This window comes from Pararhizobium sp. (genome assembly GCF_965279435.1).
GTDB lineage: Bacteria > Pseudomonadota > Alphaproteobacteria > Rhizobiales > Rhizobiaceae > Pararhizobium.
Genome location: NZ_CBDIHY010000001.1, coordinates 94713 through 108855, shown reverse-complemented (window position 1 = coordinate 108855; position 14143 = coordinate 94713). Strand labels below are relative to the sequence as shown.

Below are 14143 nucleotides of genomic sequence, written 5' to 3'. Positions count from 1 at the left end.
AATGACGTCATGATACCGCGGCCCGGCCTTTTTTAACTGAGTGCGACAAGAGCTTCGGCGGCGTCGCCGTCAATAATAAGGCCATTAATGATTCCGCTCTTCAGCAATCCCTTTGCCGCCGACGCCTTATCCTGTCCGGCAATAAGCAATATGACTGGCATCTGCTTGAGCTCCTCGAACCCAAGAGCAATCGTTCTCCTATTGAGATCGTGATCGACCTGCATGCCTTCGCTATCGAAGAAAATGCCGTTGGTATCTCCGATCGCTCCACATTTTCTAAGGCTTTCCAGCTCGGCGCGAGAGATCATGCCTTGGCGGCGCAACAACGAGTCCTCTGTCAGTTCACCGGCGCTGATGAAGCATACCGATGCCGAGCGCGCGATCTCCATCGCTTTGACCACTGAGCGTTGAGATAGCAGGACTTTTTTGTCCTCGATAGAATCTGCAATGAAAGGCACGGGCAAAAAGAACCCCTCACCACCCGTTCTTCGGGCCAGCGCATGCACCACCTCAAATGGGTTATAGGCGCTGTTTGCCGTCAGTGACCCCATGATGGAAATGAAGCGAGCATGGGGCGCGCGAACGCCTGCCAGTTGTAGCGTCATCTGCTCGATCGTGCGCCCCCAGCCCGTTCCAATCGTTACGGTTTCGCTTTCTGAAAGCAGGGATTTCAAATGGTTGGCGGCTGCTACGCCGACTGCGCGAAAGGCGATCTGTTTGCGGACTTCGGTGTCTGCATCCTTCGCATCCTGGAAGCCGAAGGCTGGTGTGGAGATACAGAAGTCGAGACCATAAGTCATCCGTAGGTGGTCTTCGAACGGTAACATGCCAACGCGTTGATGGTCGATGGAGATGCTCACCAGTCCGCTGTCGCGGGCTTCTGAAAGCATCTTGTTGACGCGTGCACGGGTGACCCCAAGCCTTCCAGCTGTTTGCTCCTGATTGAGGCCTCCAACATAATAGAACCAGGCCGCGCGTACCATAAGTGCTTCTTCGCTATCGGACATATTTTCTCCCGTTTATTACATATGTATTTGTGATTGACATTTGTAATGAAGTCAATTTAGATTTCGATCGTTCGCTGTTTAAAGACCGCGAATGGAGAAGCGGGTCAATGTGGAGGGCTCGCAAGCGGAGGAGAACGCAATGACTAAATTTTGGAAGCGGATGGCTGCGGCAACCGCTGTGACATTTTTGATTGGCGCAGCCGGCGCGAATGCCATGGACATCGCGTGGGTTCATGCCAACGCCGCTGCGCAGTCGGAGCAGCGCGTGAAAGCCGGTTTCGACGCTTGGTTGAAGGAAAAGGGTAAGGATTGGAAGATCAGCCTGCTCGACAGTGGAGGATCTGGCGAACGGACGGCATCCAACCTTCAGGATGCGGCGTCGCGGGGGGTCGATGCCATCGTCATCACCATGGCGGATTTACGCGCATCGCGCGCGGCACTCGACGCGGCTATCGCGGCGAAGATTCCGGTTTTTACAGTCGATAGTGGATACATCACCGGTGTCATGGTCGATATCACCACCAACAATTGGGCGATGTCATCTGACGTCTCGCCATACCTGCTCAACGAGCTTGGAGGCAAGGGGAACATCATCTTCTTGCGCATGGCTGAACATCACGGCACCCGCAAGCGCGGCGACGTGATGGAGACCATCCTCAAGGAATATCCGGATATCAAGGTTCTGGCCGAGCACAACATCGATTACACCGCCTTCTTCGAAGACACGACCTCGACTATGCAGGACTATGCCGCCCGCTTCGGCGATCAGATCAACGCTGTCTGGGCGCCCTGGGACGAACCGGCACAGGCGGCCATCAACGCGCTGACGGCCGCAGGCCTGAAAAATGTCAAGGTCATCGGCATCGACGGACATCCGCAGGCGGTGGCCGAGGTTTGCAAGCCGGACGGCCTGATGATCGCTACCGTCAGCCAGCTCTTTGAGAAGATGGGCGCGCAGGTCGGTGACTGGATCGAGGCCATCGTCGAGAAGAAGGAAGACCCTGCAAAGATCATCCCGTCGAAGACGGTCTATCTCGATGCACCGCTCGTGACCAAACAGAACTGCAAGGACTTCCTCCCCAAGTGACCGCAAGGCCGGTCCTGGCGTGAGGTTGGGACCGGCAGTCACAGGACCGTAGTGAGGAGGAGAGACCCATGTCCGTCAGTCTATCCGGAATTGTCATGCAATATCCCGGCACGCGTGCGCTTGATGATGTCTCCGTCGATTTCCGCTACACGGAGGTCCATGGACTGATCGGCGAAAACGGTGCGGGCAAGACAACGCTAGTCAGCATCCTGGGCGGCAGTAAGCAGCCGACGGGAGGCGTTGTCGCCATCGACAGCCAGCCGGTCACGTTGCACAATCCGGGCGATGCGTTGCGTAAGGGCATTGCCCATGTCTCGCAGGAAGGCAGCCTCGTGCCGGGTCTGACCGGCGCGCAGAACATCCTGCTCGGCGGTGAGCCAAAAGTGGGATTCGGCATCATCAGCAAGACGAAATTGCGCCAGCGCGCGCGCGATCTGCTAGAACGCTGGTTTCCACAGCTCGATATCGATCTCGACGCATCGGTCGAGACCCTGCCCATGGCCGACCAGAAGGTCATCGAGATCGTCCGGGCGTTGCGCGGAGAAATTCGCCTGCTCATTCTGGATGAACCGACAGCCACACTTCCCGCCCGCGAGAAGGAAAGCCTCTGGAGCATCATCCGGACGCTTCCATCCAAGGGGGTGGGCATCGTTTTGATCAGCCACTTTCTCTCAGAAATCAAGGCGCTCAGCGACCGCGTGACCGTGCTGCGCGATGGGCGGCATATCGCTACCCTTGCGGCAGACGACACCAGCGAGGCGCAGCTAGTCGATATGATGCTGCAGCGTTCCGGCAAGACAGGGTCGGCTGCCACGGACACCAAAACCCTTAAAAGCATCGGCGAGACCGTGCTCGACATCCGCGACTGGAAAGCGGGCAATATAAGCGTAGAGAAATTTACCGTCCGCGCTGGCGAAATCGTAGGGCTTATCGGACTAACCGGAGCCGGACACTTCGGCTTTGCGCGCACGCTTTATACCGGGACGGGCGCTACGGCCGGAGCATACCGGTTCTGCGGCAAGGCTCTGAAGGCCGTGGACGCGCGCACCATGCAGCGCAAGGGCGTCGCCTTCATTCCCGACCAGCGCATGGAAAACTCGCTGATCGGCGACTGGGACGTGCGTGAAAACCTCGCCATGGTGCATCCCGACTACGGGGCGTTTGGCTCGACCGGTGTAATTTCACCGGCACGGGAAGCGCGAGAAGCCAATGTCATCATGGCGCTTCTCAATGTAAAGGCGCATTCGCACAGCCAGATGATCAAGGATCTGAGCGGCGGCAATAAGCAGAAAGTGTCGATCGGCAAATGGCTGTACGGGGCCGAGGCCCGCTATCGCCTGATGATTTTCGTGGAACCGACCGAAGGTGTCGATATCGGTGCGAAGCGCGAGATCCACGCACAGTTGCGCAAGCTCGCCGCGCAGGGTGCAGCCGTCGTCGTTGCCTCGTCGGATCTGTTGGAAATTGCTGATATCGCCGACCGCGTCGTGCCCTTCGTCAACGGCGAGGCCGCAGCCGGCCTCGAACGTCCGGCCTTTTCTGAGGCACGTTTCATTTCCGCCATGGCAGGAGTTTCCCCATGACCGCCGAGTCCCCGGCCTCATCCAAGGCCGCCCGTCCGAGCACTTCCTCACCTAGCCCGGTACACCGCGACTGGATACTTAAATACAGCACGCTCTTTGCGCTGATCCTGCTTTTTCTCGGCTTTGCGCTGACGGTGGATCGGTTTCTCACCACCTCCAATCTGCTCAATATCATCCAGCAGATTTCGATGCTGACCATCGTGGGTGCTGGCCTGACCTTTGGCTTCGCTGCCCGTGAGATGGACCTGTCCGTCGGTTATATGGTTGGTCTTGCCGGAATTCTGGTGCCGCTGCTTCTGATCTCCGGCGTACCACTGCCCTTGGCACTTCTGGCCGGTATCGCTGCAGGCTTCGCCGTTGGTGCGGTCAATTCGGCGTTGGTCACGCTTGTCGGCGTGCCGTCGCTCATCGCCACGCTCGCTACGGGTTCGATCCTCTACGGCATCAACTTTTTGATGACGGGCGGACGCGCCATCTATGGCGGTTTGCCGGAGGAATATCTGTTTCTCGGCCAGGGCCAGCTTTTCGGCATTCCGGTGCTGGCCTACTTCATGGCTACTTTCGTAGTGCTTGCGTGGTTCCTGATGGAGCGGACCATTTTCGGCCGCTACATCTACGCGGTGGGCGGCAACCTGAAGGCGGCCGAACTGTCCGGCGTCAACGGTCGGTTCTACCGCGCTGCCGCTATGATCGTGTGCAGCGTATTTGCGGGCATCGCCGGCGCGTTGCTGGCCGCCCGCCTAGGCTCCGGCCAGCCCAATGCGGGCGAACGTTACCTGCTGGATGGTCTGGCCACCGTGTTCATCGGTATGACGATGTTCCGGCCGGGCACGGCGACGATCACCGGCACCTTCTTCGGCGCGCTGTTCATTGGCGTCATCAACAACGGGCTCAACCTCATCGGCATGGACACGTATATCCAGAGCATCGTGAAGGGCCTCATCATTCTGATTGCGGTGGCCATCGTCTCCCGCACCACCAAGCTCAAACTTCTCTGAGATCGAGGACGGCATATCCATGACAATCAAAACCGAACTGTCGGGCGAGAGTAGGGCCACGCAAGGCCACACCAATTCCAATTTACTGGATCTCTATCGCACCATGCGGCGCATCCGGACCTTTGAGGAACGCGTCGGCGAGCTGTTCATCCGCGGTCAATCGGCCGGCTCAATGCTGCATCTGTCGATCGGCGAGGAATCGACCGCTGCCGGGGTCTGTGACGCCATGCAGCCGCAGGATACCTTCACCACCCATCACCGCGGCCACGGCATCTTTTTGGCGCGCGGCGCCGATCCCAAACAGATGATGGCGGAAATCGGCGGCAAGGAAACCGGCTATTGCAAGGGCAAGGGCGGATCGATGCACATCGCCGACATGGCGCTCGGGCATCTGGGCGCGAATGCGATCGTAGGTGGCGGCATTCCGGCGGTGGTCGGAGCGGGCCTGTCGTCAAAGTACTTCAACAAGGGCTCTGTCTCCGTCGCCTTCTTCGGTGACGGCGCAATGCAGCAGGGCATTCTCTACGAAAGCATGAATATGGCGGCCCTTTGGGATCTGCCGGTGCTGTTTGTCTGCATCAACAACCAGTACGGCATGGGCACCCGAGTCGATCAGGCCACCCGCAACACGGCCTTCGATCAGCGCGCCAAGGCCTTCGGGCTGAACGGCGCGGTCGTGGACGGTCTCGACGTCGAGGCCGTGCAGTCTGCCGCCCGCTGGCTGGTGGACGACGCTCGCGCGGGCAAGCCCGGCTTTCTTTCCATCGACGTCTACCGTTTCTTCGGCCACGCTCGCATGGACAAAAGCCCCTACCGCCAGGAAGAGGAAGAGCTGGAGGGCCGAAAGAAGGATCCAGTGCGCTTTGCCCGCGACCGCCTGATCGAGACCGGTCTGGAAAAGGAGGCGTCTCTCGACGATCTCGACAAAGCCATCGCGGCCGAAATGGACGCCACCATCGACTTTTCCGTCGACTCCAAGGCGCCCCCGCTCAGCTCGATGTTCCGCGACGTCTATGCCGTCGGCGAGCCGGAACCGGAGCCCGTCAGAACCCGAATCGATCGCGTACTTGCCAGGGATGAAGCATAATGACCGCGATGACCTATAGAGACGCGCTGCGCAAGGCGCTGGATGATGCAATGATGGAAGACAAGTCCATTGTCGTTATCGGCGAGGAAGTCGGCCGGTATGGCGGCGCATATGGCGTGACCAAGGATCTCATCAAGATCCATGGAGCGGACCGGCTGATCGACACGCCTATTTCGGAGCCTGCCATCATCGGAGCCGCCGTCGGCGCGGCCATGACCGGCCTGCGTCCAGTGGCTGAGCTGATGTACATCGACTTTCTCGGCATGACCATGGACCAACTCGCAAACCAAGCGGCGAAAATCCGCTATATGTTCGGCGGTCAGACCGGAGTGCCGATGGTGCTGCGCACGCAGGGTGGCACGGGCCGGTCCGCCGGCGCTCAGCATTCCCAGAGCCTTGAGGCCTGGGTCATGCACACGCCGGGCCTGCGGCTCGCCATGCCGGCGACAGTGGCTGATGCCTATCATCTGCTGCGCCAGAGCCTGACCAAGCCCGATCCGGTCGTCTTCATCGAGCACAAGGCGCTCTACACCCGCAAGGAGGACGTGGATCTCGACGCCGAGCCTCTGCCGTGGGGCAAGGCCGCAGTGCGCCGGGAAGGCAAGGATCTCGTCATCGTCACGTATTCGCGTCAGGTGCATTACGCGATGGAGGCAGCCGAAGCTCTGTCAAAGAAGGGCATAGAGTTGACCGTGATTGATCTTCGCACGCTCAACCCCCTCGATTTCGACACCGTGCGCGAGCATGTGGAACGGGTAGGCAAGGCGATGGTGGTAACGGAGGCCGTCATGACATCCGGGGTTGCCGCCGAATTGTCTGCCCGCATCACGGAAGAATGCTTCGATTTCCTCGAACAGCCGGTCGTGCGCGTGGCGGGTGAGGATATCCCGATCTCCGTATCGCAGGACCTTGAAACCAACAGCGTTCCCACCGCCGCCCTGATCGCCAGCACTGCCGAGAGAATGGTGAGATGACAGAACGAATGCTAAAGATGCCTCGCCTCGGCGAGACTATGGATGAAGGAAAAGTCGTCGGCTGGCTCATCCAGCCCGGCGATGCCTTCAAACGTGGCGATCCGATCATCGAAATTGAGACCGACAAGACCATCGCCGAATTTCCAGCGCTTGGCGACGGCACGTTGCATGACATCATCGCCGTTGTCGGCGACACGGTGGAAGTCGGTCAGCCGCTCGCCCGCATCGATATTGGTATCGGCCCGGACTGGACCGCCGAAGATGGCGATATGTCTGCGGAAGAGCCAGACGTGCCGGCTCAGGTCACGCTGGCAGGTATGGTGGAAATCGATCTCGACATGCCGCGTCTCGGCGAAACGATGGACGAGGGCCGCGTTGCCAAGTGGCTGAAAGCGCCGGGTGACAGATTTGCACGCGGTGAAGCCATTATCGAAATCGAAACGGACAAAACCATTGCCGAATTTCCCGCATTGATGGACGGAACGCTTGTCTCCATCCTGCGGGGCGACGGAGAAATGGTGGCGGTTGGCCAACCCATTGCCCGCATTGCAATTTCGGCATCGGATGCTCTGGACGTGAAAACTGCCGAGGCGGAAGCGCCTACCAAACCCTACTCCGCGCCACACGTGCAAACGGAAATCCGGGATCGCGCCGCCGCTACAGACGGACCCGTTCGCGCGACCCCCGTGGTCCGTCGTCTGGCGCGCCTGCATGGTGTGGATCTCCAGACCGTTTCGGGCACTGGGCGTCGGGCGCGGGTGGAAAAGGTCGATGTGCTTGCCGTCCTTTCCGGCACGCCGCAAACGAACGGCAAGGCGCTGGACGATGTGTTGTTTGCGGACCTGCCTCGCGGCCGCATGGCCTATCTTGACACGGGCAACTCGGCAGGCCGCACGGTTCTTCTGCTGCATGGATTTGCGGGCGACCGCACCACATGGGCAGCCGTTGCCTCCGGGCTGAAGCGCGCCGGACATCGCGTTCTCATTCCCGACCTGCCTGGTCATGGGCTGACGCAGATTGCGGCGTCCGCCGCGGCCGATCTGTCAGCAGATCTTGCCGCATTTCTCCAGCGCGTTGCCCCGACCGGGTCGTTCGATATCGTCGCGCATTCGCTCGGATGCGTGGCGGCCGTGGATTTCGCGGTGATGATTCCGGATCGGGTGGCCTCGCTGACGCTTCTCGCTCCTGCGGGTCTTGGACCAGAGATCGATGGCGACTTCGTCCGTGGCATGGCGCAGGCAACAGTGGCTGCGGAAGTGTCGCATCTCCTGCGGCGCCTGTCGGTCAATCCCGTCCAGCTATCGGATGGCGCGCTCACCGCCCTTGCAGCGGATCTGGCGAAGGGGCGCCTGGCAGCACTTGCCTCCGCTATTGCCGGTCCATCCGGACAAAAGGTTGACAGCCTCTCCAAGCTTGAAAAGCTGGCGGCTAGCGTGGGAACACGCGTCATCTTCGGTCTGGAAGATCGCATCATTCCGTGGCGGCACGTGACATCCGTTTCGCCGCGTGTCGCCATCCATCTCCTGTCCCGCTCCGGCCACATGCCGCAATGGGACCAGCCGAAGGATGTTCTCGATATCCTTCTTTCTGAAAGAGCTTGAGGTTAATAGATGAGCACTGCAACGGACACTCTGAAAGACGCCCAGCGCCGCATTGGCACCTTTGCCAAGACCAGCCCAGAGCTGTTCGGCGGTTTTGCCCGCATCAGCAAGGTGGCGACGACGGCAGGTGCATTCTCCTCGGCGCAGCGAGAACTGATCGCAGTCGCCATTGCCGTGTCGAAAGGATGCGACGATTGCATCGTCTATCACGTTGATGCCGCCATGAAGCACGGGGCAACCGAGGCGGAGCTGGTGGAAGCGCTTGAGGTCGCTGTCGAAATGGGTGGTGGTCCGGCGGTGATGTATGCCGCAAAAGCGCTGGAAATCCTGCGGGGACTGCAATAACGGAAGAGATCTGCTGTTCTGGAGGGATCGGCAGAGGAGGAGGGTTAAATGGCCTATTTTCTGACGGCGGATGGCGGTACCGAAAGCCTGCGCGCCCGCGTTTACGATCTGTCGGGCACCTGCCTCGGCAGCGCCGCCGTTCCCTATGAGACGAAGTTTTCAAGTGGCGCGCGCGCCGAGCAGAACCCGGAGGACTGGTGGAACGCGTTTGTGACCGCATCCTGCCAGGCTATCACCGAGAGCCAGGTGGATCCCAAAGCGATTGAAGCGATCTGCCTTGCGACCACCAGTTGCACGGTGGTTGCGCTTGACCGCGATGGACGCGCGCTTCGCCCCGCCATCATCTGGATGGATGTGCGCGCCAATGCGGAGGCCGACGCGGTGCTGGCCACCGGCGATGGTGCGCTGATCACCAATGGCGGCGGCAAAGGGCCGGTCTCGGCCGAATGGATGATCCCGAAGGCCTTGTGGATCGCCCGCAACGAGCCGGAGATCTTCAAGGCGGCGCACACTATCTGCGAATATCAGGACTTCATGACGCTGCGGCTGACCGGCGAGCGTGCCGCCAGTCTTAACAACGTCGCGCTACGCTGGCATTACCAGACGGATCGAGGCGGATGGGCGACATCGCTGGTCGAGGCGCTCGGCATACCCGAACTGATGCAGAAATGGCCACAGCGCGTGGTGGCTCCCGGCGAAGTGGTTGGTACGCTCACCGCCAGGGCGTCCGAAGCGCTGGGGCTTCGCGCGACGGTCAAGCTCGTGCAGGGCGGCGCGGATGCGCTGATCGGCATGATCGGTCTTGGCGTGGCGCGGCCGGGGCAGCTCGCGCTGATCACCGGCTCCTCTCATCTGCAATTCGGTGTTTCGGAGACGCCGCTCAACGCCCCCGGCATTTGGGGGAGCTATCCCGATTGCGTCTATCCAAAGCGATACATCGTCGAGGGCGGACAGACCTCTACGGGTTCGATCATCGCCTGGCTCGGGCGAGTGATGAACGGCGCGATGAATCTCGACGAACTGAACCGCAAAGCGGTGGCGCTGGAACCGGGCTGCGACGGGTTGATCGTGCAAGATCATTTCCAGGGCAATCGTACCCCTTATACCGATCCGCTGTCCCGCGGCGCCATTATCGGCCTGACGCTTGCGCATGAGCCGGCTCACATTTTCAGGGCCATCATGGAAGGGATAGGTTTCGGCACCCGCGCGATCCTCGACGCCATGGCGGAGGCGGGCTATAGCGGCCAGGAGATCACCGTCGGCGGCGGAGCTGGGGCATCGGATCTCTGGCTGCAGATCCACGCCGACACGGCGGGCCTGCCGGTCTGCGTGCCCGCATCCCGCGATGCGCCGTCTGTGGGTTCTGCCGTGCTGGCGGCCCATGGCGCCGGCCATTTCGCCACGATCGACGACGGGATCGCTTCGATGGTCAAACCCGGAAAGCGCGTTGAGCCCCGCCCGCGCGAGACAGCGCTCTATAACGAGATCTACCAACAGTACCGGGCGCTCTATCCCGTCTTGAAATCCATTCGCGAGATGAGGGGGACCACGGCATGACGGGAGACGCGGATTTCAGGCTGGACGGCAAAGTCGCGGTGGTAACGGGAGCTGCCCGTGGAATAGGCCGGGCGGTCGCCGAACGGTTGGCGGCTGCCGGCGCGCATGTGGTGATCGCCGACCGCGACACGGCCGAAGCGGCTGTCGCAACGTCCGCAATCAAACAAGCGGGCGGCAAGGCGAGCGCCGTTGCGCTTGATGTCACGGATCGCGACCAGATCGCCGAGGTGGTCGAGCGTCTCTATGCCGCGCATGACAGGATCGATATTCTGGTCAACAATGCGGGCATCGTTCGTAATGCGCCGGCCGCCGAGATGAGCCTGGACGACTGGAAATCCGTGATCGATATCGATCTGGGCGGGGTCTTTCATAGTTCGCAGGCCTTCGGCCGGCGCATGATTGCGGATGGACGCGGTGCGATCGTCAATATTTCGTCCATCTGCGGCGAGGTAACGGTCTATCCGCAGCCACAGGTCTCCTACAATGCGGCGAAGGCGGGGGTGAACCTACTGACCAAATCGCTGGCGGTGGAATGGGCCAAGCTGGGCGTGCGCGTGAACGCTGTCGCGCCCGGCTATGTCGGCACCGAACTGACGTTGCGGGGGCGCAGCAACGAGGAATGGTTTGGCACTTGGATGCGCATGACGCCGATGGGTCGCCTCGGCGAGCCGCGAGAAATCGCCAATGCTGTTCTATTTCTCGCTGCCGATGCGTCAAGCTACATCACCGGCACGGTGCTGACGGTCGATGGCGGCTATACGGCAATGTAACCTGGAGGAATTGGAAAAATGAGCGAACCGACAAGAACGGTGCTGGTCACCGGCGCAAGCCGCGGCATCGGCAGGGCCATCGCAGTGGGTATGGCCAAGCGTGGCTATGATGTGGCGATAAACGACATCAAGCGTCAGAAAGACGTACTTTCAGACGTCGCGCTGGAGATCGAGGCGCTCGGCCGCAAAGCGCTTGTGGTGTTCGCCGATGTCAGCAGCAAGGCTGATGTCGGCCGGATGGCGGAAGAGATCGCTGCCGCCTTCGGCCATCTCGATGCCGTGGTCAACAATGCCGGCATTTTGATTTCCGGCGATGTCGAAGGCCTGAAAGAAGAATACTGGGACAGCGTCATGGACGTGAATGCCAAGGGCACCTTCCTTGTCATACAGTCGGTCCTGCCGATGATGAAGGCCCGCAAATATGGCCGCATCGTCAACATCGCGTCTATCGGCGGCAAGCATGGCGCGCCGGAACAGGCGCATTACTCCGCCTCCAAGGCAGCAGTCATGGGGTTCACACGGGTTCTGGCGCAGGAGGTCGGTGTCGATGGCATCACAGCCAATTGCGTCTGCCCCGGCATCATCCTGACAGATATGGGGCGCGTCAATCTCGACGATCCGACTGTCCGAAAGGCTTGGCAGGACAAAACCGCGATGCGCCGGATAGGTGATCCGGAGGACGTGGTGGGCGCAGTCGCTTTCTTGGCGTCAGATGATGCGGCATTCATTACCGGACAAACACTTAATGTCGATGGTGGAATTGTGTTGAGTTAATTGCGATGTCCTGATCCAAGTCGGCGAGATGATACTCGTTCTGTAGATCGGTCTAGTACTGATTTTCAGCAAGATTTCCCCCGCGTTTTCATTCGCCTAGTACCGCCCACTGCACAGCGCAACCAAGGCAACGGTCCGAAACTTGGCACGCAGCGAGGCACTGGACCTACGAGGCACCGGCATCCGCGTCAATGTGATGTCGCCTGGCCCGATCACGACGGAGCTGGCACTGGAAGTTCTCGGTGACGAAGGAATGAACGCAAGCGGAGCTACAACGGTGCTCGCACGCATGGGCGAGCCATCAGAGACTGGGGCCGTCGCGGCGGTCCTGGCATCTTCGGATAGAAGCTTTATGACCGGCGGCGAAGCCTTTGTCGATGGAGGCCTGGCACAGGTCTGATAGCAAGCCGCAGGAAATCGTAAGGCTGTGGCCCACGCGCGAGCCTCTTGCCAGAGGTGAGGCACAGGGTTCAGATGACACGGTCACGTCCGCGCGACCTTGAAAGAGGTCGAGATCGCAGGGCGTTAGCTAGTCAGACTCCCTGCCGTTGGTTCAAATCCCATCAAGGCGACTAAGCCCCGCCGGTTAAACGCCATCGCGCGATACGCTGGAAGATGGCTATTCACTTACCGCCGATTGCCGCGGAGCGCTCCGTCCTTCCCTGTTCAATGCCTCGCGCTGGGCGAAGACGCGAGTGACCTCGGCCAGGCTCCTACCCAACGGAGTAAGACTGTAGTCCACCCGCGGTGGAATCTCCTTGTAGTCGGTCCGCTTCACAAGATCATCTGCCTCCAACTCCTTGAGCTGCTGGATCAGCATCTTGTCGCTGACATCACGCACGGCTCGCCGCAGCGCGCCGTATCGGCTCGGGCCGCCCTGGGCGACGAAGTACAGGATCAACGGTTTCCACTTGCCGGCAATGACCCGCAAAGTCGCGTCTAGGCCGAAGGTGAAACCGGGTAGCGTCGGGGTGCAGGTCTGGGCCGGCGGCAGAGGCTGCGCCAGCGGCGAGGTCCGCTCCGTCGGTTGATAGATTTCCCCTCAGTGGTCGTGTTGGCAGAATTGCTGGCACCCGCGAACTGGTAATAAACAGCACGCAATACGTCGCGACGTATGCAATTACCGAAACAGCGGTCCGTGTTCTTCGCGTTCTCCATGGTGCGCAGGAATGGCCAGACACTTTGAGGGCTAGGTTTTGTTCTCAATGCTGAGATCCACGGGTCAGTGGTCCGAACTGGTCCTAGGCGGTGGTTGTTGCTGTCGTGGAAGGCGTTTCACCGTGAGGCCATGACGGCGGCTCCCGCTGCATCGAACAGCGACAAACGGAGATTGTCGATATGAATGCCTACCGTCTCGCCGATGCCGAACCCGGTGTCAGCAGGTGCGCTGACATTAATCAGCCCGAGTTCGGGATTGCGCACAAACACCGAGGTGGTGCCGCCAAGATACTCGCGGGCTTCGACCGTTCCCCGGCAGTGGCCGTTTTCCGGTGCAACGAGCGACAGATGCTCGGGCCGCGCGCCGAGGTGCACGGGCGCCGCGTCGCTCCTTAACGGCATCTCCAAGAGCCCTTGACCTGAGAGATCAAGCTGGCCATCGCCATTTCGCTTACAAGCCAGAACGTTCATCTTGGGGCTACCGATGAATTGAGCGACGAACAGGTTGGCGGGGTTTTCGTACAGTTCGTGTGGCGTGCCCTGCTGCATGACGCGGCCGTCTTTCAATACGACAATGCGATCCGCCAGCGTCATGGCCTCGACCTGATCGTGGGTGACGTAGATCATGGTGGCGCCGAGCGTACGGTGCAGCTTGGCAATCTCGAGCCGCATATCCACGCGAAGGGCGGCATCCAGATTTGACAGCGGTTCATCGAACAGGAAACCGACGGGTTCGCGCACGATCGCCCGCCCTATTGCAACACGCTGGCGCTGGCCGCCGGAAAGCTCCTTCGGGTAGCGATCGAGAAGTGGCGCCAGTTTCAACGTATCGGCTGCCGCATCCACCTTTGTCTTGATCGCGCCGCTCGAGAGCTTGGCGAGTTTCAGGCCAAAACCCATGTTCTGGCGAACGGTCATGTGTGGGTAGAGCGCATAGGACTGGAACACCATTGCGAGCTTGCGCTCGACCGGCAAGGCCGCGGTCACGTCGCGTCCGTCGATGACGATCTGGCCGGCGGTCGTCGCCTCCAACCCTGCGATCATACGCAGCAAGGTGGACTTGCCGCAGCCGGAAGGACCGACAATGACCACGAATTCGCCGTCGGCGATCTCCAGGTCGAGATCCCTGATGATCTCGACAGTGCCGTATTGCTTGCCTGCCTTGCGCAGCGAAATCTTACCCATGGTACTCTCCTGAAATA

General features: G+C 60.4%; 14 protein-coding genes and 1 pseudogene. 12 read left to right on the top strand and 3 right to left on the bottom strand.

What is annotated here, in order from left to right; all coding sequences use genetic code 11:
* Nucleotides 1–32: 32 nt before the first annotated feature.
* Entirely contained in the window at nt 33–1007 is a 975-nt protein-coding gene (locus tag ACQY8Q_RS00520) for a sugar-binding transcriptional regulator (protein WP_428423579.1), read from the bottom strand.
* A 139-nt stretch (nt 1008–1146) separates the two neighbouring features.
* On the opposite strand from ACQY8Q_RS00520, the gene ACQY8Q_RS00515 reads away from it, so the two are divergent.
* From ACQY8Q_RS00515 to ACQY8Q_RS00465, 11 genes and pseudogenes are all read left to right on the top strand, one after another.
* Entirely contained in the window at nt 1147–2094 is a 948-nt protein-coding gene (locus ACQY8Q_RS00515) for a sugar ABC transporter substrate-binding protein (RefSeq protein WP_428423577.1), read from the top strand.
* A 68-nt stretch (nt 2095–2162) separates the two neighbouring features.
* Nucleotides 2163–3677: a sugar ABC transporter ATP-binding protein gene (locus ACQY8Q_RS00510; protein WP_428423575.1), complete on the top strand. Its 1515-nt coding sequence runs from the start codon at nt 2163–2165 to the stop codon at nt 3675–3677.
* Entirely contained in the window at nt 3674–4675 is a 1002-nt protein-coding gene (locus ACQY8Q_RS00505) for an ABC transporter permease (protein ID WP_428423573.1), read from the top strand. Before ACQY8Q_RS00510 ends, ACQY8Q_RS00505 begins: the two co-directional genes overlap by 4 nt.
* A gap of 19 nt (nt 4676–4694) precedes the next feature.
* A complete protein-coding gene (locus ACQY8Q_RS00500; RefSeq protein WP_428423570.1) occupies nt 4695–5762 on the top strand; it encodes a thiamine pyrophosphate-dependent dehydrogenase E1 component subunit alpha in 1068 nt (355 codons plus the stop codon).
* Nucleotides 5762–6736, top strand: a complete 975-nt coding sequence (locus ACQY8Q_RS00495; RefSeq protein WP_428423568.1) for an alpha-ketoacid dehydrogenase subunit beta — start codon at nt 5762–5764, stop codon at nt 6734–6736. Before ACQY8Q_RS00500 ends, ACQY8Q_RS00495 begins: the two co-directional genes overlap by 1 nt.
* An 8-nt stretch (nt 6737–6744) precedes the next feature.
* Nucleotides 6745–8337 (top strand): acetoin dehydrogenase dihydrolipoyllysine-residue acetyltransferase subunit, encoded by a 1593-nt coding sequence (locus tag ACQY8Q_RS00490; protein WP_428423566.1) that lies wholly within the window; start codon nt 6745–6747, stop codon nt 8335–8337.
* A gap of 9 nt (nt 8338–8346) precedes the next feature.
* On the top strand, nt 8347–8682 hold the full coding sequence (locus ACQY8Q_RS00485) for a carboxymuconolactone decarboxylase family protein (RefSeq protein ID WP_428423564.1): 336 nt from the start codon (nt 8347–8349) through the stop codon (nt 8680–8682).
* 48 nt (nt 8683–8730) lie between these two features.
* Nucleotides 8731–10239 (top strand): FGGY-family carbohydrate kinase, encoded by a 1509-nt coding sequence (locus tag ACQY8Q_RS00480; protein WP_428423562.1) that lies wholly within the window; start codon nt 8731–8733, stop codon nt 10237–10239.
* Nucleotides 10236–11009 carry an SDR family NAD(P)-dependent oxidoreductase gene (locus tag ACQY8Q_RS00475; RefSeq protein WP_428423560.1) on the top strand — a complete coding sequence of 258 codons (774 nt, stop codon included), beginning with the start codon at nt 10236–10238 and terminating at the stop codon, nt 11007–11009. Before ACQY8Q_RS00480 ends, ACQY8Q_RS00475 begins: the two co-directional genes overlap by 4 nt.
* Before the next feature lie 18 nt (nt 11010–11027).
* A complete protein-coding gene (locus ACQY8Q_RS00470; protein ID WP_428423558.1) occupies nt 11028–11783 on the top strand; it encodes an SDR family NAD(P)-dependent oxidoreductase in 756 nt (251 codons plus the stop codon).
* 112 nt (nt 11784–11895) lie between these two features.
* Nucleotides 11896–12183, top strand: a pseudogene (locus ACQY8Q_RS00465) (SDR family oxidoreductase); the annotation flags it as partial.
* Nucleotides 12184–12402: 219 nt separating this feature from the next.
* Here ACQY8Q_RS00465 and ACQY8Q_RS00460 read toward each other — a convergent pair.
* A complete protein-coding gene (locus ACQY8Q_RS00460; RefSeq protein ID WP_428423969.1) occupies nt 12403–12789 on the bottom strand; it encodes a winged helix-turn-helix transcriptional regulator in 387 nt (128 codons plus the stop codon).
* Between the two features lie 56 nt (nt 12790–12845).
* On the opposite strand from ACQY8Q_RS00460, the gene ACQY8Q_RS00455 reads away from it, so the two are divergent.
* Nucleotides 12846–12995, top strand: coding sequence for a type II toxin-antitoxin system RelE/ParE family toxin (locus tag ACQY8Q_RS00455; RefSeq protein WP_428423967.1), 150 nt, complete (start codon nt 12846–12848; stop codon nt 12993–12995).
* 63 nt (nt 12996–13058) lie between these two features.
* Here the strand turns inward: ACQY8Q_RS00455 and ACQY8Q_RS00450 are convergent, their stop codons facing one another.
* Nucleotides 13059–14126 (bottom strand): ABC transporter ATP-binding protein, encoded by a 1068-nt coding sequence (locus ACQY8Q_RS00450; RefSeq protein WP_428423556.1) that lies wholly within the window; start codon nt 14124–14126, stop codon nt 13059–13061.
* Between the last annotated feature and the right edge of the window lie 17 nt (nt 14127–14143).